Origin of the sequence: Agrobacterium vacciniicorymbosi (assembly GCF_040427045.1) — a bacterium.
Taxonomy (GTDB): Bacteria; Pseudomonadota; Alphaproteobacteria; order Rhizobiales; family Rhizobiaceae; genus Agrobacterium.
This window is the reverse complement of sequence record NZ_JBETMF010000001.1, coordinates 197,912-216,833: the sequence shown is the minus strand read 5'-3', so window position 1 is coordinate 216,833 and position 18,922 is coordinate 197,912. Positions and strand designations below refer to the sequence as shown.

The following is an 18,922-nucleotide window of genomic DNA, read 5'->3' as shown; positions in this document are numbered from 1 at the left end:
AATTCGTCGCAGGCGGTAACTCTCAGCCCACGAAAGCACGCTCGATCACGAACTCAGCTGGCTTGTTGTTTGCACCTTCGTTCAGGCCTGCCTTTTCAAGAAGCGCCTTAGTGTCCTTCAGCATGGCGGACGAGCCGCAGATCATGCCACGGTCCGTGGCGGGGTCAAATGCAGGCACGCCGAGGTCGGCAAACATCTTGCCACTCTCGATCAGGTCCGTGATGCGGCCCGTGAAGGCGTAGTCCTGGCGCGTGACTGTCGCGTAATGCTTTAGCTTATCACCGACCAACTCGCTCAGAAACTCGTGGTTCTTGATTTCCTCGACCAGATCGAAGCCGTATTTCAGTTCGGCAACATCGCGGCAGGTGTGGGTGAGAATGACTTCCTCGAACTTCTCATAGGTTTCCGGGTCGCGGATGAGGCTTGCGAAGGGTGCAATGCCCGTGCCGGTGGAGAACATATACAGGCGCTTGCCAGGCGTCAGTGCGTCCAGAACCAGCGTGCCTGTCGGCTTCTTGCGCATCAGCACCGTATCGCCGGGCTTGATCTGCTGGAGATGGGAGGTCAGCGGACCATCCGGCACCTTGATGGAGAAGAACTCCAGCTCTTCATCCCAGGCCGGGCTGGCGATGGAATAGGCGCGGTAGATTGGCTTTTCACCCACCATGAGGCCGATCATGGCGAATTCGCCCGAGCGGAAACGGAAGCCCGCAGGACGGGTCATGCGGAAGCGGAACAGGTGATCCGTGTAATGCTCGACCGAAAGCACCGTCTCGGCATAGACGCCGTCAGGGATTTTCACCGCAAATTCTTCCGTCTTGGCTGGAGCGTTCATTCTCTATCCGTCCATCTTCACATGGTGTGCGACATTTTGCAGATGGGGCAATATACCATCCGCCCTGACTTTTGAAGGTACAGGAATGTCATTGGTGCTATGCGCGTCGAAATATGTATCAAAAACTCATATTTCCGCGCAAGATCTCATATTGCCGCACGGCGACGCCAGCTGTAGGTCTCCTGACCATCGGCAGGCTTTGCCGTTGGCTGGTAGTAGACATCGATGCCCGGCAAGCGATTTTCGGACAGACGACGGATCGCCGTCTCGTTCGTCACCGCAAAGCTGGTGAAACCGGTGCGCAGCATCAGCGGCACCTGGTCGATCAGCACATCACCCACTGCCCGCAACTCACCCTGATAGTTCAGACGGGTGCGCAAGAGCGAAGCGTGGCTGAAACCTCTGCCGTCGCTGAAAGCCGGAAAACTGACCGCGACCAGCGCGATGCGATCGATAAACGGGCGAAGCTTTTCAACGTCGTCAGCCGGTGTTACGAGAACACCAAGGCCGATATCATTGCTTTCCTCAGCACGCGCAATGAAAGCGTCGAGGCCGAGAATAGCGCTCTGGCCATCCTGTGCCTTGACTTCTTCGGTCTCGATAACCCACGGATCGTTGTCTACGAAGCCGCTCTCATTCCAGATTTTCGTCATGATGCGGTTCCTTATGCGGCTGCGGCTGCTGCCGGATAGAGCGCTTCCTTGAAAGGCTGCGCGCCGACACGGCGATAGGCTTCAAGGAAGGTTTCTTCTTTCGACAGACGCAAACCGAGATAGGTATCGACGATGGTTTCCACCGCGTCCGTCACCTTTTCCGGCTCAAAGCCGCGACCGATGATTTCACCGATGGACGAGTTTTCATCACCCGATCCACCCAGCGTGATCTGGTAAAGCTCGGCACCCTTCTTTTCCACACCCAGCAGGCCGATGTGGCCGACATGGTGGTGGCCGCAGGCGTTGATGCAGCCGGAAATCTTGATTTTCAGCTCACCGATTTCCGCCTGACGTTCCGGCGAGCCGAAGCGGTTGGAGATTTCCTGCGATACTGGAATAGAGCGCGCATTGGCCAGCGCGCAATAATCCAGCCCGGGACAGGCAATAATATCCGTAATCAGACCGGCATTCGCGGTCGCAAGGCCAGCGCCCGCAAGAGCGCGATAGACCGGCTCCAGATCGGCAAGAGCCACATGCGGCAAGATGATATTCTGTTCGTGGCTGATACGGATTTCATCCAGCGCATATTCTTCTGCGATATCGGCCACGATATCCATCTGCTCGTCGGAAGCGTCGCCCGGAATGCCGCCAATGGGCTTCAGCGACACCGTCACCATGCCGTAATCGGGATGCTGATGCGGCTGAACGTTCTGGTCCACCCAGCGTGCGAAATCAGCATCCGCCTTCTTCCAGCGGGCAACGCTTTCCCAACCTTCGGGACGCTGCTTCAAATCCGGCAGCGCGAAATAGGAGGTGATGGCGGCAATATCGGCGTCCGGTAGTTTCAGCTCGCCATTCTTCAGCTCGGCGAATTCCGCTTCAACCTGACGCGCCAGTTCCTCGGCACCCGTTTCATGAACGAGGATCTTGATGCGTGCCTTGTACTTGTTGTCGCGACGGCCATGCAGATTGTAAACGCGCATGATGGCGGTGGTGTAGGACAGCAAATCCTCTTCCGGCAGGAAGTCGTTGATCTTCTTGGCGATCATCGGCGTTCTGCCCTGCCCGCCACCGACGTAAACGGCAAAGCCGATTTCGCCCTTGTCGTTCTTCTTCAGATGCAGGCCGATATCGTGCACCTGAATGGCGGCGCGGTCCTTCTCCGCACCCGTCACGGCAATCTTGAACTTGCGCGGCAGGAAGGAGAATTCCGGGTGAACGGACGACCACTGACGCAGGATTTCCGCGTAAGGGCGCGGGTCTGCAACTTCATCGGCGGCAGCCCCGGCGAAATGGTCTGCCGTGACGTTGCGAATGCAGTTGCCGGAGGTTTGCAGCGCGTGCATTTCCACACTTGCCAGTTCCGCCAGAATATCCGGCGTATCCGCAAGGCGCGGCCAGTTGTACTGAATGTTCTGGCGCGTGGTGAAGTGGCCGTAACCGCGGTCATATTTGCGGGCGATATGCGCCAGCATACGCATCTGCCTGGAATTCAGCGTGCCATAGGGAATGGCTACGCGCAGCATATAGGCGTGAAGCTGCAGGTAAACGCCATTCATCAGACGCAGCGGCTTGAAGGCATCTTCGGCCAGCTCGCCGGACAGGCGGCGTTCCACCTGATCGCGAAACTGCTCCACGCGGCCTTGAACAAAAGCATGGTCGAACTCATCGTAGCGGTACATGATATTCCTCAGACTGCGATAAATGCTGCGTCCGCTGGCTCAAAGCCTTTGGCGTAATGCATGGTTGGTCCTGCAGCACGAATGCGTTCGCGCAGGCGTGTTGGCCAAAGCTGACCGTTTTCCTCGGTGACATCGACGATGTTCACATCCACCACCTTGTTGGCGGAAAAGTCACGCTTGCCGATTTCCTCCAGCGAGGCCTCCGCCTCCGCATGGCGTGCGACAAGGGCCGACTGGAGGTCTTCATTCCACTCGCCGCTGGCGTCGAGCCAGACGGCAATGCCATCGCTTAGACGACTGGCTGTGAGAACCTTGTCAACCATTTGCATACTCCTGCTTCAGGTCCGAAACCGTGCCAGCCGCAACCAGCGCTTCAGACCGTCCTAAATTCGCACCGGCAACCGCATCACCAATAATGACCATAACCGGACCGCTGAGTTCATCGCGATGTTCCAGTGCTGGCAAATCCTTCAACGTGCCGTGCATGAGACGGCGATAGGACCGACTGGCGTTCTCAATGACGGCAACAGTCGTGTCCGCATTCAGCCCGGCGCTCATCAAGCGTGTGGCCACCGAAGCAGCCACGGAGCGGCCCATATAAACGGCAATCGTTGCACCTGAGACGGCAAGCCGCGCCCAATCCGGCAGCACATCGCCCGCCAGATCGTGACCAGTCGTGAAGATGAGCGAGGACGCAACGCCACGCAGCGTCAGCGGCAGTTCGAAATCGGCGGCAGCAGCGAATGCAGATGTGATGCCCGGCACGATTTCATAGCCAATGCCCGCTTCACGCAAAGCGGCCATTTCCTCGGCTGCGCGACCATAGATCAGCGGATCACCGGATTTAAGGCGCACGACGCGCTTGCCTTCTTCGCCCAGCGACACCAACAGCTTGTTGATGTCGGACTGGGACTTGGAGTGACAGCCCTTGCGTTTGCCGACGGACAGGCGCTCGGCATCGCGACGCCCCATATCCACGATTTCCTGCGGCACCAGCGCATCGTAAACGATGACATCGGCCTGCATCAGAACGCGTTGCGCCCGCAGCGTCAGCAAATCTTCCGCACCCGGACCTGCACCCACCAGCCAAACATAACCCTCGGGGCTTTCCGGCGAGGCCAGCAGCTCGGCTGCGGCGCTATGGGCAGTATCGATATCGTTGAGCGCCACGGCATCCGCGACGCCACCCGAGAAGAAACGGCGCCAGAAGTTGCGGCGAAGCGCACCCTTGGGAATGCTGCGTTCAGCGGCATCGCGATATTCAACGGCAAGACGCGCAAGGCGACCGAGCGACGGCGCCAGCATCTGTTCGATACGCGCACGCACAATCTGGCCCAAAACCGGCCCTGCCCCTTCGGTGCAGATGGCAACGGCGAGCGGTGCGCGGGACACGAGACCGGGCGTATAGAAATCACAATAGCCGGGCTGATCTACAGCATTGGCTGGGATAGACTTTGCGCGGGCGGCGTCAACGATCTGGCGATCCAGTGCTTCATCACCGGTCGCGGCAAAAACGAGAACCATGCCCTCAACCAGTTCCGGGGAGAATGGAATGGGGTGGTGAGCGACCTGACCTTGCGCAAGCAGCGCAGCGTAGTCAGCCTGCGGCTCATCGGCAAAGGCGCGAATTTCGGCGCTGGTGTTGAGAAGCAGTCGAACCTTGGCAAAGGCTTCGTCGCCATTTCCAAAAACCGCGACAGGACGCTGGTCCACCTTGAAAAAGGCAGGAAAAGTCGTAAGCCGTTGATCAGCTCTATCTGAAGCGTTTTTAAGCATGCCCATACTATGTCCGATCGAGCGCAAGGATTGAAGGTACAGAAATTCGCTTGCTATAGTGCAGTAGATTTTTATTTCTCGGCAAGCGCAGATTTGGAGGAAAACAAACCGATGACAAAAAAACGTCACGCTGTTGTAATTCCACACATTTTCTACAAATTTTGTGCATTTTATCGGCAGAATTCGTCCAAAATTGGCCAATAAACAGGCATCACTCGAACGGGAAAAATACCTTGACTGAACACACCATAGCGTCTCGCCTGCTCGATGTTATCGAGAACGATATTCTACCTCTGACCGCACGCGGCGTGTCGCTCGGAAACAAGGTTTTCGGTGCTGCCATCCTGCGCAAATCCGACCTGTCACTGGTGGTGGCGGAGACCAACAACGAACTCGAGAACCCGCTGTGGCACGGCGAAGTGCACACGCTGAAGCGTTTCTATGAGCTGGGCGAAAAGCCGAACACCAAGGATCTGATTTTCCTATCGACCCATGAACCCTGCACCATGTGCATGTCCGCTATCACCTGGGCTGGCTTCGATAATTTCTACTCCTTCTTCAGCCATGAAGATTCCCGCGATGCCTTCGCCATTCCGCATGATCTGAAAATCCTGAAAGAGGTTTTCGGTCTGGAGCCCGGCGGTTACCGCCGCAACAATGCGTTCTGGAATTCCTATTTTATTTCCGACCTAGTGGAAAATCTGGACGATCCGCTCAAGTCGAAACTCAGGGAGCAGACGGCGCGCATCAAGGCGGCCTATGATGACCTGTCTGTGAACTACCAGTCGTCCAAGGGCGACAACAATATTCCTCTGAACTGATCGCAGCAGAAAGCAAAATCATATGGAAGCCTCGAAGGATATTTCCCGTCTCATCGAGATCATGGAAGCACTGCGCCAGCCGGAAACGGGATGCCCCTGGGACATCGTCCAGACATTCGAGACGATCAAGCCCTATACCGTCGAGGAAGCCTATGAGGTGGCCGATGCCATCGAGCGTAACGATATGGACGACCTTTGCGACGAGCTTGGGGATCTGCTTCTGCAGGTCGTGTTCCATTCGCGCATTGCCGAAGAGATGGGCGAGTTCTCCTTCGGCGATGTTGTCCATGCCGTGACATCCAAAATGATTCGCCGCCATCCGCATGTCTTTGCAGTATCAGCGGCAGACACGGCAGAATCGGTCAAAATCCAGTGGGACGTCATCAAGGCGCAGGAAAAGCGGGAGCGTGCCGAACGCCGCGCCAAGCGCGGGCTGGGCGATGATTTCAAAGCCGGTTTTCTCGGATCCATCCAGCGCACCCAACCGGCGCTGACGGAAGCGCTGAAACTTCAGGAGCAAGCTGCACGCGTCGGCTTCGACTGGTCGGCACCCGAGCCGATTCTCGACAAGATCGAAGAAGAAGTTCGGGAACTGCGCGAGGCTCTGGCCGAAGGCAAGCCGGAAAAGGTGGCGGATGAGTTGGGCGATCTGATTTTCGCACTCGTCAATATCGGCCGCCATGTGAAGACCGATCCCGAAAATGCGCTGCGGGGAACCAACACCAAGTTCCGCCGTCGTTTCCATCACATAGAGACATCGCTGACCGAAAATGGCGAGACGCTGGAGGCGGCGACTTTGGAGCGGATGGAAGAGCTTTGGCAGTCCGCAAAAACTATCGAGCGTCAGCTAGCGGATTAACGCCGCGCGCCAAGCCTCAACCGGCGTGGCGCACATTGTTCGATAACGACGAATCCTTGGAGAACTCCTCCGCGCGATAGGCAGTCAGTCTGTCGCGCCCGCCAGCCTTCGAGGCGTAAAGCGCCGTATCGGCCATTTTCATGAGCGCGTGCGGTGTGCAGTTCTTCTCTTCACACACGGCAAGTCCCATGCTCAACGTAGCAACAACCTTCTGGTCGTCGATCAGATGCTTGATGGAACTGACGAGCTGGCGAAGGCTTTCAGCCAGCGTTTCGGCGTCACTCTCGCCCGTGGCGGGCATGAAAAGAATGAACTCCTCGCCACCAAAGCGCGCAAAACTGTCATTGGGCCGAATGCGGGCGGATAGTTCCCGCGCCACACGTACCAGCACCTCATCGCCCGCCAGATGGCCGAAGCCGTCATTGATGCGCTTGAAGTAATCGATATCGATCATGACGATGACATCGCCCTGACGCATCTGTTCCGGCAAATGCTCGGAAAAGGATCGACGGTTGGGGACACCCGTCAGCACATCGAGATCGGCCAGCCGCCGCAATCTCTCCTCCGCCCGTTCCTTGACCAGTGCAAGCACGAAAACAGCAATGGCGAAGTGGCAGACGATGGAAACGAAGAATGCGTTTCTGGAAGAGACAAGCGCGATCTTGGGAAGGAGAACGCCGACGACCACGAGCGCGCTGAGAAAGGCAGCAAAGGCGATGGTTGCGGCAAGCGTCTTTCGCACAGGAAGCGGCTCGATCAGGCGATCCGTATAGACGGTGTAAGCGGCGGCGAGCAGAAGCACTGCCGCCGTGGTCTGGAACGCGGTGGTTCTGGCTTCCGAAAAAACATAAAGCCCGGAGGCGAGAAGCACGGCGCAAACCAAAACCGGAACACACAGAACCAGCCATTCCCTGCGCCGCAGTCTTTGCGTGCTGATACGGCACATGCCGATCCAGAAGATAGAGTATCCGACCAGACCGGCAAAGCTGCCAGCCAGTGACAGAAGACCTTCATATCCGTTTAAAAGCTTGCCGATGCTGACAAGTGTGGACGCCATGGCGACCAGAAAAAAGCCAATCGCAAGAAAACCGAGCCCAACGCTTTCACGCGACTGAGAACGCACATACAAAAAGCACATTGCTGCCACGAAGAAGGAAAGCTTGTGAAGCAGCAAAACTGTATTAAGATCTAAAGGTTGAAACATTCTCGTCAACTCGTATGAATTGAGCGACATTATCACATAGAGGCGATTACGAAACCCTAACAAAAAAGGGACTATTGGTTGCATGCGGCGCATAACAGTTATGCGCCAAAAGCTTTTCCTTATGAACGCAGGTAAGCTTTTTCAACCAAACGGTAAAAAAACCTCGCCCTAGCGTTCCCAGTCTTCCGTGTCGGCCTTCTGCACCTTACCCAGACGGCGTTCCAGTTCCAGAGCCTGCGCTTCGGAAAGGCGCACTTCCAGCGTCACCGAGCCGTCCTCATTGTCTTCGCGGGTATCGACAACAGCATTGTTGTAGACCCAAGACAGGAAGTGCAATTGCTCGACATTGAGGACCACCGTGGTTTCCGTCAAAACGCCGGAAAGGCGTCGGGAAACCTCGTCCATCAACTTATCGACACCCTCGCCCGTGATGGCGGAAACGGCGCGGACATTGGCACGGCCTTCTGCCTTGTGCAGAATCGCGTCATGGGTTTCCAGATCGAGCCTGTCGACCTTGTTCCAGACCTCGATGATTTTTTCGTCTGCGACTTTCTCATCAATGCCGAGATCGCCGAGGATGCGCAGAACGTCTGCAGACTGCGCGCCATTGTCAGGGTCGGACATATCGCGGACGTGGAGAATGAGGTCGGCTTCCAGCACTTCTTCGAGCGTGGCGCGGAAGGCGGCTACGAGATGCGTCGGCAGATCGGAAATGAAACCGACCGTATCTGAGAGAATGACTGTACGCCCATGCGGCAGCTTCATGCGGCGAAGGGTTGGGTCGAGCGTGGCGAAGAGCATGTCTTCGGCCAGCACGCCAGCACCGGTGATGCGATTGAAAAGCGTCGATTTTCCGGCATTGGTATAGCCAACCAGTGCGACGATGGGATGCGGCACCTTGCGGCGCTTGGCGCGGTGAAGCTGGCGCGTGCGAACCACCTGCTCGAGTTCTTTTTCCAGCTTGACGATGCGGTCCTGCAGCAAGCGACGGTCGGCTTCGATCTGCGTTTCACCCGGACCACCCATGAAGCCAGCACCACCGCGCTGCCGCTCAAGGTGGGTCCAGCTTCTGACGAGGCGACCCTTCTGGTAATTCAGGTGGGCGAGATCGACCTGAAGCGTGCCTTCCTTGGTGGAGGCGCGACGACCGAAGATTTCAAGGATCAGACCGGTGCGGTCGATAACCTTGGCATTCCACTGCTTTTCGAGATTGCGCTGCTGCACAGGCGTCAGCGGGTGGTCAATGATGACCAGACCCGAATTGGTTTCGTCCAGCAGATGACCGATTTCCTCAATCTTGCCAGTGCCGAACAGCGTGGCGGGCCGAGGCTGATTGACGGGAACGATGAGACCTTGGGAGATATGCAGATCGATAGCCAGAGCCAGCCCCTTGGCTTCCTCCAGCTTCGCTTCCATGGAGCGAGGCGGCGTCGTGGCCGACGGTTCCTTGGGATTTCGGCCCTGCTTTAAGACCGGGATAATAACCACCGCGCGCATATCATCCCGGTGCTTTTCCTGCTCAGGGATGATGGATTCATTCGATGTGTCGCGTGTAGAAATGTGCCCGCACCTTTCGAGTGTTTTAAAAAAAGCTGGAACCGATCCAGACAGCGCCGTTGATAAACGAAAGCGCATATAATGCAAAACAACGGGGCCTGTCTAAGGTTCCGTTGTCTGGCAATTCAAGATTTGATTATCGACTTGCGGTTGAGTGCGCTGTTACGCAGCGCCCTCTTCCGACTCGAACATCTGCATCGGCTGGCCCGGCATGATGGTCGAGATCGCGTGCTTGTAAACGAGCTGGGAATGCCCATCCCGACGTAGAAGAACGCAGAAATTGTCGAAGGAGGTAACAACGCCCGTGAGCTTGACACCGTTGATAAGGAAAATCGTCAACGAAATCTTTTGCTTGCGAACAGTGTTCAGGAAAAGATCTTGCAGGTTTTGAGAACGTTCCGCCATGGCGCCGATTCTTTCTTTTTTGCCCGGATGGGAGACCGGGAAATAAACAATCAATAATAGGATCGGTTGAACCTCGTCCCCAGTCAGCCGATCAGCAACTCTGGTATCAAATCACGATCTGTTCCGCAATGTCGAAAAACTTACCCGGATTTACTAGGGAGAGCTTTTTTCAATTCAAAGCCAATGTTTTAGAAATATTGAATAGATACACGGAATAGCTGTTCCACCTCCCGCACGGCATCCGCCGAAGCAAACAGAATGACGCGATCCCTGGCCTTGATTTTCGTGCCTCCATCCGGCCGGATGACTTTCTTGTCACGGTAGATGACGCCGATGCGGACGCTATCCGGCAGGGCCAGATCCCGCAGCGCCTGCCCCACCAGTGGCGACGTCTCCAGCGCCTCGGCCTCGATGATTTCACCATTGCCGCGCTGGACCGCATAGACCGAGCGAATGCGACCTTTACGGACATGTTGCAGCACCCTCGAAATCGTCACGGCGCGCGGATTGATATAGGCATCGAGCGCAAGCGACTTGGCCACATCATGGAAGGACGGGCCGTTCAGCAAAGCAAGGTTGGACTTGCAGCCCATCTGCTTTGCCATGACGGCACCGAGAATATTGGTCTGGTCGTTATTGGTCAGCGTGACGATCAGGTCCGCGTCCTGAATGTCCGCCTGATGCAGGATTTTCTGATCCAGCACCGAACCATTCAGCACGATGGTCGAGTTCAGCTTCTCGGATGCGGCAATGGCGCGTTCCCGGTCGGACTCGATGATCTTCACCCGCGTCTTGGGCTGAAACTCCTCGATGGAGCGGGCCACATATTGCCCTATATTGCCGCCGCCAGCGATGACAATGCGGCCAGCTTCCTTCTCCTCATGACCGAAAAGGCCAAGCGTCCGGCGCGCATGCTCCTTCTGGCAGATGACATAGGCCAGATCACCGGTGCGCAACTGCTCGGAGGAATCGATGGCTTTCAAATGGCCGTTGCGATAGACGCCGACCACGGTTGCAACGAGATCGGGGAAGAGATTGCTGAGCTGCTGCAACGGCGTGTTGACGACCGGGCAATTTTCCATGCACTCGATGGCCAGCATGAAGACATTGTCATCGGCAAAGCGCACCACATCCGTCGCGCCCGGAAAGGCAATGCGGCGCAGCACCATCTTGCCGACTTCGATTTCAGGCGAGATCGTCACGTCTATCGACATGTTCTCGCGGCTGAAGAGATCGCCATATTCCGGCTGAAGATAGCTCTGGTCGCGGATGCGGGCGACCTTGGTCGGGACGCTGAACAGTGCATGCGCAACTTCGCAGGCAACGATGTTGATTTCGTCGTAGAGCGTGACGGCGATAATCATATCGGCCTGATCGGCACCTGCCTTGGCCAGCATATCCGGATGTGCGCCATGGCCGACATAGCCGCGTACATCGAGCGTTTCAGTAATCGCCGCGATCAGTGCCGCCGAAGTATCGATCACGGAGACTTCGTTGTCCTCGCGCGACAATTGCTCTGCAATGCCGTAACCCACCTGGCCTGCGCCGCAAATGATGACTTTCATACGCTCTCTCTACGAACCAGACGGTAATTTTGGATCGTTATACGCCGAGCGATTTCAATTTGCGATGCAGTGCCGACCGTTCCATGCCGACAAATTCCGCCGTACGGGAAATATTACCGCCGAACCGGTTGATCTGGGCGACGAGATAATCCCGTTCAAACATCTCACGCGCTTCGCGCAGGGGCAACGTCATGATGTGCTGATCGCCCTGCGCCGCGATCTTCGGCAGCATATCGCCGATGTCGGCTGGCAGCATATCCGCAGAAATCGGCGTATCGCCGCCTTCGGGACGCGCCAGAATCATCAGGCGTTCGATGTTGTTGCGCAACTGGCGGATATTCCCCGGCCAGTCATGCGTCTGAAGAACGGCCATGGCGTCATCACCGATCTTGCGCGGACGAATGCCCGCCTGCTCGGAAATCTGGCGCATGAACATATCAACCAAGAACGGAATGTCTTCGCGACGCTCCGACAGCGCCGGAACCTTGACCGGAACCACGGCCAGACGGTGATAGAGGTCTTCGCGGAACAGCCCGTCGGCAATTAGGCCTTCAAGATTATGGGCCGTGGACGAGATGATGCGAACATCAACCTTCACCCGCTTGCCGCCGCCGACGCGCTCGAACTGCTGATCCACGAGAACGCGCAAAATCTTGTTCTGCGTTTCACGCGGCATTTCACCGACTTCATCCAAGTAAAGAACGCCGCGATGCGCCTCTTCCAGCGCGCCGACCTTGCGGGGCTGGCCAGGCAGACCTTCCGTACCGAACAGCGCAATTTCCATGCGATCAGGCGTGATCGTCGCAGCATTCAGCGCCACGAAGGGGCCGGTCGCGCGCGACGACTTCTTGTGGATCATACGCGCCACCAGTTCCTTGCCGGAACCGGATGGGCCGAGGATCATGATGCGGCTGTTGGTGGGCGACACACGGTCGATCGTCTGGCGCAGTTGCGAAACGGCAAGCGACGCGCCAATCAGCTCAACAGCGTCGCCCGTACGCTTTTTTAGCTCGGATACCTCACGCTTGAGCTTGGAGTTTTCCAAGGCCCGCTCGGCAATCAGAATGAGACGGTCGGCCTTGAACGGCTTTTCGATGAAATCGAAAGCACCGCGTTTGATGGCATTGACCGCCGTTTCGATATTGCCGTGGCCGGAAATCATCACCACCGGAAGGTCTGGGTGACGGCTCTTGATCTCATCCAGCAGCGCCAGACCATCCAGCTTGCTGCCCTGCATCCAGATATCAAGAAAAATCAGGCGCGGCACGCGTTCGGAAATGGCAGCAAGCGCACTGTCGCTATCGAAAGCCATGCGGGTTTCATGGCCTTCATCGGACAAAATACCGGCTACGATCTCGCGGATATCCGCTTCGTCATCTACGACCAGAATATCAGACGCCATATGCAACTTCCTTGTCTATTTCACTGCCCGCCGCTTCGATATGCGGCAGCAGCACTCTGATCATGGCGCCGTGGCCGTGATCGAAATCGGCGGGTGCATCATGCAACTCAAGATGACCGCCGTGTTCTTCGATAATCTTCTTGACGATGGCCAGACCAAGGCCCGTGCCTTTTTCGCGCATCGTCATATAGGGCTCCAGAATGCGGTGCCGGTTTTCGACGGGCAGACCACGACCATTGTCGATGACATCGGCAATGAAGCGATTGTTCTGCTCGTCGAACGAGGCCCTGACGAGGATCTTGCCTTCACGCGGGCTGTCGCTCGTCTCAACCGATTCGATGGCCTCGGTGGCATTCTTGATGAGGTTTCCGAAGGCCTGCCCCAGCATGCGCGCATCGAACATGCCCTCAAGAGCATTGTCACCGAATTCGGTGGCGAACTTCACATGCGCTGCGCCCATTTCCCGCAGGAATGTGGCGTCCTTGAGGATCGTGCGCAAATCGGACATCTCTTTGGTCGGCTTCGGCATGCGTGCGAAAGCTGAGAACTCGTCAACCATGCGGCCGATATCGCCCACCTGACGGACGATGGTGTCCGTGCACTGGTCGAACACCGCACGATCCGCCTCGTCATTGATCTGCTTGCCGAAGCGGCGCTTGATACGCTCTGCGGATAGCTGAATGGGCGTCAGCGGGTTCTTGATTTCATGGGCGATGCGCCGGGCGACTTCCGACCAAGCGGTCGAGCGCTGTGCAATGACAAGATCGGTGATGTCATCCAGCGTGATGACGTAGGATTCGTGGCCATCACGCGCATCTTCACGCGTGACCTGCACATTGAGCGTGCGTTCCTTGCCGCGCCGGATGATGTTGATCTGGTGGCGGAAATCCATGCGCGCCGAGGCGGCTGCTTCAGTGACGACATGTTCGATTTCCGGCGCCACCTCAACCAGCGGCGAACCAAGCAACTGCTCGGACGACACTGCCAGAAACTCTTCGGCGGAAGGATTGGCGATGGTGATGTTGCGATGCTCGTCCACGCCAATCACGGCAGCCGTCACGCCAGACAGCACGGCCTCGATGAAGCGGCGGCGGTTGTCGATATCGTCCTTGGCCTCGATGATTTCTTCTTGCTGACTGCGGATTTCGCCAATCATCTTATTGAAGGTTCGCGCTAGGCGACCGACGTCACCATCCACCGCGCGCACCGGCACCAGCACATGCATATTGCCCATCGCCACGCTATCGGCAGCGCTGATGAGCAGGCGGATGGGCCGCACAATACGGTCGGCAACGGCAATGGCTGTCCAGATGGCGGCTAGAAGCACGATCAGCGCAAAGCCTAGATAAAGGATAGCAAAGGCGATTTGCAGGGGCGCACGGCCCGCCTCCATGGCCTTGTATTCCGCACGGTTCTCTTCCATCTGCCGCATCGCCGCCATGACCTTGGGGTCAACAGCGCGAACCGTGTAAAGGAAGGTTCCGCCAATGCCCTCAAGCTTGATGATGGCACCAACCAGATTGGTAATGCCCGGCGGGATCAGCGTGGGCTGACCGGCAGCGGCCTTTTCCAGCGCATCCTGCGGAATGGCCGGTAGCGGCTTTTCGGTCTGGATATCGGCCTGAACGACCGCATCGCCATCTTCCTGCACAAGGAAAGCGCCGAGAAAACCGCGTCCCTTCGCCTGGCGGGTCATCAAATCCTTGAAACCGGTACGATCCAGATAAAACAGTGCCCGGTTGCGGTCGAGGTCTGTCGCCATGGACAGCGTCTGACCCTGCAGATAACCGGCATTTTCCAGCATATAGGCCTGGGCAATATTGCTGGAGGAATCCACGATAGCCTGGGTGCGGATAGCGAACCAGCGATCCAGACCGACATTCAGCGTGATACTGGCAAAGATCGCGACGAGAACCGCAGGCGTAATCGCAACGATAGAAAACAGCGCGACGATGCGAACGTGAAGTCGTGCCGCCGCCCTGCCCCGGCGTCTGGCCTTCATCAACCGGCTGATTTCACGGCCGATGAGATACATCAGCCCGATGACGAAGAGCGAGTTGATGACCACAGAGGCGATGACGACGTTGGTGGTCGGCGCGATGGGTGTGAGACCCAGAAGCACGAACAGCGTCAGCATGGCGCAGATGAGCGCAACACCCGCAAGAACCAGTCCCGGGAAAGCAAAGGACATCCGCCGGTCGGCAATGACTATGTCAGCGGCCGCACGGTCGGAAACCCTATCGGTGACAGGTTTGCGCATCGATCATTTTCCCATGCCACGTTGTGCGGCATCACAATCTTGAAAAAGAGGACGCCGGCGCGGTTTCAGCGAATCCAGCGTTCCCGTGATTTTCAAGCAACACATTGTGGCGAAAATGCAACGACACCCTTGGCTTGTCAACAGACTCAGGCGGTTCTTGAGCTGCGATACACAGATACGCCGAGTTCGCGAATCTTCTTGCGCAGCGTATTTCTGTTGAGGCCCAGCAGGTCGGCAGCCTTGATCTGGTTGCCGCGCGTGGCTGTCAGTGCTGCGAGAATGAGCGGGTACTCCATTTCGCGCAAAACGCGATCATAGAGGCCCGGCGGCGGTAGATTCTCCCCGAAACCGGAGAAATAATCCCGCATGTTTTCTTCCACGGCCTGCGAGATGGTCAGCGAGCCGTTGCGGGTGGCTGTGCGGTCAATCGGGCTATCGGGAACGTCGGATTGAAGCTCCTGCTCGATGATTTCGCGCGTGATGACTTCCTGTGGATAAAGCGCCATCAGGCGGCGGATGAGGTTTTCCAGCTCACGAACGTTGCCGGGCCAGGCATAGGCCTTCATCAACTCCAGCGCCTCGGTTTCGAAACGCTTGCCCTCAAGACCCTCTTTTTCGCCTGTCTGGATGAAGTGACGCACGAGGTCTGGAATGTCTTCAGCACGGTCACGAAGCGGCGGCAGGCGCAGCGGCACGACGTTGAGGCGGTAATAGAGGTCTTCGCGGAACAGACCCTGATTGATCGAGGTCTTCAGATCCTTGTTGGTCGCGGCCACGATGCGAACATCCGTGCGGATGGGCGTGCGACCGCCAACGGTGGTGTATTCGCCCTGCTGAAGCACGCGCAGAAGACGGGTCTGCGCATCCATCGGCATATCGCCGATTTCGTCCAGAAACAGCGTACCGCCTTCAGCCTGCTCGAAGCGACCGGTGGAACGGTTCTGCGCGCCGGTGAAGGCACCCTTTTCATGGCCGAAGAGTTCGGATTCGATCAGGTCGCGCGGAATGGCCGCCATGTTGATGGCCACGAAAGGACCGTTACGGCGCTTGCCGTAATCGTGAAGCGCCCGCGCTACGAGTTCCTTACCCGTACCGGACTCACCCGTGATCATCAGCGTCAGATCTGTCTGCATCAAACGCGCCAGCACGCGGTAGATTTCCTGCATGGCAGCGGAACGACCCACCAGCGGCATGCCATCCTGCATGTCGTCATCCAGCTTGGCTGGCTTGCGCTTCGGCTCGGATAGAGCGCGACCGATGATTGCGATCAGCTCGGTTAGGTCGAAGGGCTTGGGCAGATAATCATAGGCGCCTTTTTCAGAGGCCTTGATGGCCGTCATAAAGGTGTTCTGCGCGCTCATGACCAGTACCGGCAGATCGGGCCGGGCCTTCTTGATACGTGGCAGAAGGTCGAACGCGTTTTCATCCGGCATGACCACGTCGGTCACGACAAGATCGCCCTCACCCGCAGACACCCAGCGCCACAGCGTGGCAGCGTTGGAGGTGATCCGCACATCATACCCGGCACGGCTGAGAGCCTGATTGAGGACGGTACGGATGGCCGCGTCATCATCGGCCACGAGAATCGTTGCTGTCATCGATTAAGTCCTGTCGGGTTCGGCAAAATGCTGTCGTCTACCGCCACTTCGGGGGAAACGGGCATCAAAACGCGGAAAGTCGTGCGGTGGTTCTGGCTGTCGCATTCCACGATGCCGCCATGGGCACCGATGAGTTTTGCAACAAGGGCAAGGCCGAGACCGGAACCGTTGGTTTTGGTGGTAATAAAGGGATCAAACAAATGCGGCACGAGATCGGTCGGAACGCCGGGACCGTTATCGACCACGCAAAATTCCAGCGGCAGTGAAATGCGCTCACGCGTGCCAGCGACCGACAGGCGAATGCCGGGGCGGTAGGCCGTCGTCAGAATGACCTCGCCATCCGGCTGGTTGCCCACGGCTTCGGCAGCGTTTTTCACCAGGTTGAGGAAGACCTGCACCAGCTGATCGCGATTGGCATAAACCGGCGGCAGCGACGGGTCGTAATTTTCGCTGATCTTGATATTGCGGGCAAAACCGGCTTTCGCCACTGCCTTCACATGGTCAAGCACCGAGTGGATATTGATCGGCATGCGATCTACCGGGCGTTCGTCGGAGAAAATCTCCATACGGTCCACCAGCGAAACGATGCGATCCGTTTCATCGCAGATCAGCCGCGTCAGCGCCCGATCCTCATCGGGAACGGATGTTTCAAGCAGCTGTGCCGCTCCACGAATGCCCGATAGCGGGTTCTTGATTTCGTGCGCCAGCATGGAGGCAAGACCGGTGACGGAGCGAGCGGCGGCGCGGTGCGTCAGCTGGCGATCGATCTTGTCGGCCATGGAGCGTTCCTGAAACACCACCACAACCGAGCCAGGTTCGCTGACGACAGGCGCGACATAGAGGTCCACCAGCTTGTCTTGCCCCAGACGCGGTGACGAAAGATCGACACGGTATTCATTGACCGGCGCACGGCGCTCGCGCACCTGATCGATCAATGCCAGCAGCGGGCTGCCGAAGGGAATGAAGGTGGAAATGCGGTAGCGTGCCAGATGCGTCGCGCTTGCGCCAAAAAAGGCTTCCGCTTCCCAGTTGGCAAAGGCGACGAAGCCTTCGCCATCCACCAGAATAACCGGGTTCTGGACCGCATTGAGAACGGCCATGGCAAGGGCGTTGCCACCGGGTGATGCAGTTCCGGCGCTCATGCGGCCTTCCTCGCAGCACAGCGTTCCGCGCCCTGTTGCAGGGCAGAGCGCAGCAGTGCTGTCACCTGCCCCGTGTTTTTCGATGTCATGATGTCAACCTTGTCATCTGTCTTCATGTCCGGCGCAAATCGATCCAGATACCATCCAAGATGTTTGCGCGCGTGACGAAGCCCGGCTTCAACGCCGTAAAATTCCAGCATCAGTTCGTAATGTTCGGTGGCGATGTCCGCGATCTCATCGGGCTGCGGCGCTGCATGGCCAGCAAGAACCGCGGGCAACCAAGGCTGTCCTTGAGCCCCACGCCCCACCATAACGGCGTCAGCGCCAGAACGGCGCAGGATATCAGCGGCGTCCTCACTCGTTTCCACATCGCCATTGGCAATCAACGGCACGGAAATCACATCTCCCACGGCCTTTATCGCGTCCCAGTCGGCGCGGCCTTCGTAAAACTGCATGCGCGTGCGGCCGTGAATGGTGATGAGCTGGACACCGGCAGCTTCCGCACGGGCGGCAATATCGGGCGCGTTGATGGAGTTCTCATCCCAGCCAAGACGCATCTTCAACGTCACGGGCACATCGACCGCCTTAACGATGGCCTCGATCAGGCTCAGCGCATGGTCAGGCTCGCGCATCAGTGCCGAGCCGGAATAGCCGCCGATAACCTTCTTGGCCGGACACCCCATGTTGATGTCGATGATTCCCGCACCATTATCTGCCGAAATCTTCGCGGCCTCGGCCATCCAGTATGCCTCGCGCCCGGCGAGCTGCACCATATGCGGAACCATGCCCGCATTCTTAAGACGCGCCCAGGATTCTCCGCGATTGGCGACAAGTTCACGGCTTGCAACCATCTCCGTGACGACAAGCCCTGCGCCGAAACGCCAGGCCAGCCTGCGAAATGGCAGATCAGTAACGCCAGACATAGGTGCCAGCACGGACCGGTTACGAATGGTAACGGTACCGATGTCGAACGGATCTGACAGCGACGGAAGTGCCAAGTGGTGATCTTTCATGCAGTTTTCAGTTTTGCATTATTTTTAGACAGCGTTTGCGCAGTTGCCAAGCACTTTCGCTGACATATTCGTTTGTTTTTTTGATTTGGTGTTTATCGCGGATAAAGAGAGGAAAAGGCTCGAAACGGGAATATGTGGAGCCTATGGCAC

16 protein-coding genes are annotated in these 18,922 nt (G+C 57.4%); 2 read left to right on the top strand and 14 right to left on the bottom strand.

Annotation, left to right across the window (positions count from 1 at the left end; genetic code table 11):
• Window positions 1-22: 22 nt before the first annotated feature.
• From ABUK73_RS01165 to cysG, 5 genes are all read right to left on the bottom strand, one after another.
• Window positions 23-835 (bottom strand): ferredoxin--NADP reductase, encoded by an 813-nt coding sequence (locus ABUK73_RS01165; protein WP_353575692.1) that lies wholly within the window; start codon window positions 833-835, stop codon window positions 23-25.
• 146 nt (window positions 836-981) lie between these two features.
• Window positions 982-1,488, bottom strand: coding sequence for a DUF934 domain-containing protein (locus ABUK73_RS01160; protein WP_113088085.1), 507 nt, complete (start codon window positions 1,486-1,488; stop codon window positions 982-984).
• Between the two features lie 11 nt (window positions 1,489-1,499).
• Complete coding sequence (locus ABUK73_RS01155; RefSeq protein ID WP_353575691.1) at window positions 1,500-3,170, bottom strand: nitrite/sulfite reductase; 1,671 nt, start codon at window positions 3,168-3,170, stop codon at window positions 1,500-1,502.
• 8 nt (window positions 3,171-3,178) lie between these two features.
• The gene (locus ABUK73_RS01150; RefSeq protein WP_353575690.1) at window positions 3,179-3,493 is read right to left on the bottom strand and encodes a DUF2849 domain-containing protein; all 315 of its coding nucleotides are present in this window, start codon (window positions 3,491-3,493) and stop codon (window positions 3,179-3,181) included.
• The gene (gene cysG / locus ABUK73_RS01145) at window positions 3,486-4,946 is read right to left on the bottom strand and encodes a siroheme synthase CysG (protein ID WP_353575990.1); all 1,461 of its coding nucleotides are present in this window, start codon (window positions 4,944-4,946) and stop codon (window positions 3,486-3,488) included. The genes ABUK73_RS01150 and cysG overlap by 8 nt, the downstream gene beginning before the upstream one ends.
• A gap of 233 nt (window positions 4,947-5,179) precedes the next feature.
• Between cysG and ABUK73_RS01140 the strand changes: the two genes are divergently transcribed.
• Window positions 5,180-5,767, top strand: a complete 588-nt coding sequence (locus tag ABUK73_RS01140; protein ID WP_353575689.1) for a nucleoside deaminase — start codon at window positions 5,180-5,182, stop codon at window positions 5,765-5,767.
• 22 nt (window positions 5,768-5,789) lie between these two features.
• Complete coding sequence (gene mazG, locus ABUK73_RS01135; protein ID WP_353575688.1) at window positions 5,790-6,626, top strand: nucleoside triphosphate pyrophosphohydrolase; 837 nt, start codon at window positions 5,790-5,792, stop codon at window positions 6,624-6,626.
• 16 nt (window positions 6,627-6,642) lie between these two features.
• On the opposite strand, the gene ABUK73_RS01130 is transcribed toward mazG, so the two are convergent.
• From ABUK73_RS01130 to dusB, 9 genes are all read right to left on the bottom strand, one after another.
• Window positions 6,643-7,749 carry a GGDEF domain-containing protein gene (locus tag ABUK73_RS01130; RefSeq protein ID WP_353575989.1) on the bottom strand — a complete coding sequence of 369 codons (1,107 nt, stop codon included), beginning with the start codon at window positions 7,747-7,749 and terminating at the stop codon, window positions 6,643-6,645.
• 249 nt (window positions 7,750-7,998) lie between these two features.
• Window positions 7,999-9,327: a GTPase HflX gene (gene hflX, locus ABUK73_RS01125; RefSeq protein WP_353575687.1), complete on the bottom strand. Its 1,329-nt coding sequence runs from the start codon at window positions 9,325-9,327 to the stop codon at window positions 7,999-8,001.
• 222 nt (window positions 9,328-9,549) lie between these two features.
• Window positions 9,550-9,792 (bottom strand): RNA chaperone Hfq, encoded by a 243-nt coding sequence (gene hfq / locus ABUK73_RS01120; protein ID WP_003496145.1) that lies wholly within the window; start codon window positions 9,790-9,792, stop codon window positions 9,550-9,552.
• A 188-nt stretch (window positions 9,793-9,980) separates the two neighbouring features.
• Complete coding sequence (gene trkA, locus ABUK73_RS01115) at window positions 9,981-11,357, bottom strand: Trk system potassium transporter TrkA (RefSeq protein ID WP_353575686.1); 1,377 nt, start codon at window positions 11,355-11,357, stop codon at window positions 9,981-9,983.
• Between the two features lie 37 nt (window positions 11,358-11,394).
• Window positions 11,395-12,759 (bottom strand): nitrogen assimilation response regulator NtrX, encoded by a 1,365-nt coding sequence (ntrX, locus tag ABUK73_RS01110; protein ID WP_111838316.1) that lies wholly within the window; start codon window positions 12,757-12,759, stop codon window positions 11,395-11,397.
• Window positions 12,749-15,019 (bottom strand): sensor histidine kinase NtrY-like, encoded by a 2,271-nt coding sequence (locus ABUK73_RS01105; protein WP_353575685.1) that lies wholly within the window; start codon window positions 15,017-15,019, stop codon window positions 12,749-12,751. Before ABUK73_RS01105 ends, ntrX begins: the two co-directional genes overlap by 11 nt.
• Before the next feature lie 146 nt (window positions 15,020-15,165).
• On the bottom strand, window positions 15,166-16,617 hold the full coding sequence (gene ntrC / locus ABUK73_RS01100; protein ID WP_353575684.1) for a nitrogen regulation protein NR(I): 1,452 nt from the start codon (window positions 16,615-16,617) through the stop codon (window positions 15,166-15,168).
• Window positions 16,614-17,759, bottom strand: coding sequence for a two-component system sensor histidine kinase NtrB (locus ABUK73_RS01095; protein ID WP_113088075.1), 1,146 nt, complete (start codon window positions 17,757-17,759; stop codon window positions 16,614-16,616). Before ABUK73_RS01095 ends, ntrC begins: the two co-directional genes overlap by 4 nt.
• Window positions 17,756-18,772 (bottom strand): tRNA dihydrouridine synthase DusB, encoded by a 1,017-nt coding sequence (gene dusB, locus ABUK73_RS01090; RefSeq protein WP_353575683.1) that lies wholly within the window; start codon window positions 18,770-18,772, stop codon window positions 17,756-17,758. The genes ABUK73_RS01095 and dusB overlap by 4 nt, the downstream gene beginning before the upstream one ends.
• Window positions 18,773-18,922 lie beyond the last annotated feature (150 nt).

Bases quoted from the DNA above. Each gene is read 5' to 3' on its own strand.
- ABUK73_RS01165 (WP_353575692.1), bottom strand. From the start codon at position 835: ATGAACGCTCCAGCCAAGACGGAAGAATTTGCGGTGAAAATCCCTGAC.
- ABUK73_RS01160 (WP_113088085.1), bottom strand. From the start codon at position 1,488: ATGACGAAAATCTGGAATGAGAGCGGCTTCGTAGACAACGATCCGTGG.
- ABUK73_RS01155 (WP_353575691.1), bottom strand. From the start codon at position 3,170: ATGTACCGCTACGATGAGTTCGACCATGCTTTTGTTCAAGGCCGCGTG.
- ABUK73_RS01150 (WP_353575690.1), bottom strand. From the start codon at position 3,493: ATGGTTGACAAGGTTCTCACAGCCAGTCGTCTAAGCGATGGCATTGCC.
- cysG (WP_353575990.1), bottom strand. From the start codon at position 4,946: ATGCTTAAAAACGCTTCAGATAGAGCTGATCAACGGCTTACGACTTTT.
- mazG (WP_353575688.1), top strand. From the start codon at position 5,790: ATGGAAGCCTCGAAGGATATTTCCCGTCTCATCGAGATCATGGAAGCA.
- hflX (WP_353575687.1), bottom strand. From the start codon at position 9,327: ATGCGCGCGGTGGTTATTATCCCGGTCTTAAAGCAGGGCCGAAATCCC.
- hfq (WP_003496145.1), bottom strand. From the start codon at position 9,792: ATGGCGGAACGTTCTCAAAACCTGCAAGATCTTTTCCTGAACACTGTT.
- trkA (WP_353575686.1), bottom strand. From the start codon at position 11,357: ATGAAAGTCATCATTTGCGGCGCAGGCCAGGTGGGTTACGGCATTGCA.
- ntrX (WP_111838316.1), bottom strand. From the start codon at position 12,759: ATGGCGTCTGATATTCTGGTCGTAGATGACGAAGCGGATATCCGCGAG.
- ABUK73_RS01105 (WP_353575685.1), bottom strand. From the start codon at position 15,019: ATGCGCAAACCTGTCACCGATAGGGTTTCCGACCGTGCGGCCGCTGAC.
- ntrC (WP_353575684.1), bottom strand. From the start codon at position 16,617: ATGACAGCAACGATTCTCGTGGCCGATGATGACGCGGCCATCCGTACC.
- ABUK73_RS01095 (WP_113088075.1), bottom strand. From the start codon at position 17,759: ATGAGCGCCGGAACTGCATCACCCGGTGGCAACGCCCTTGCCATGGCC.
- dusB (WP_353575683.1), bottom strand. From the start codon at position 18,772: ATGAAAGATCACCACTTGGCACTTCCGTCGCTGTCAGATCCGTTCGAC.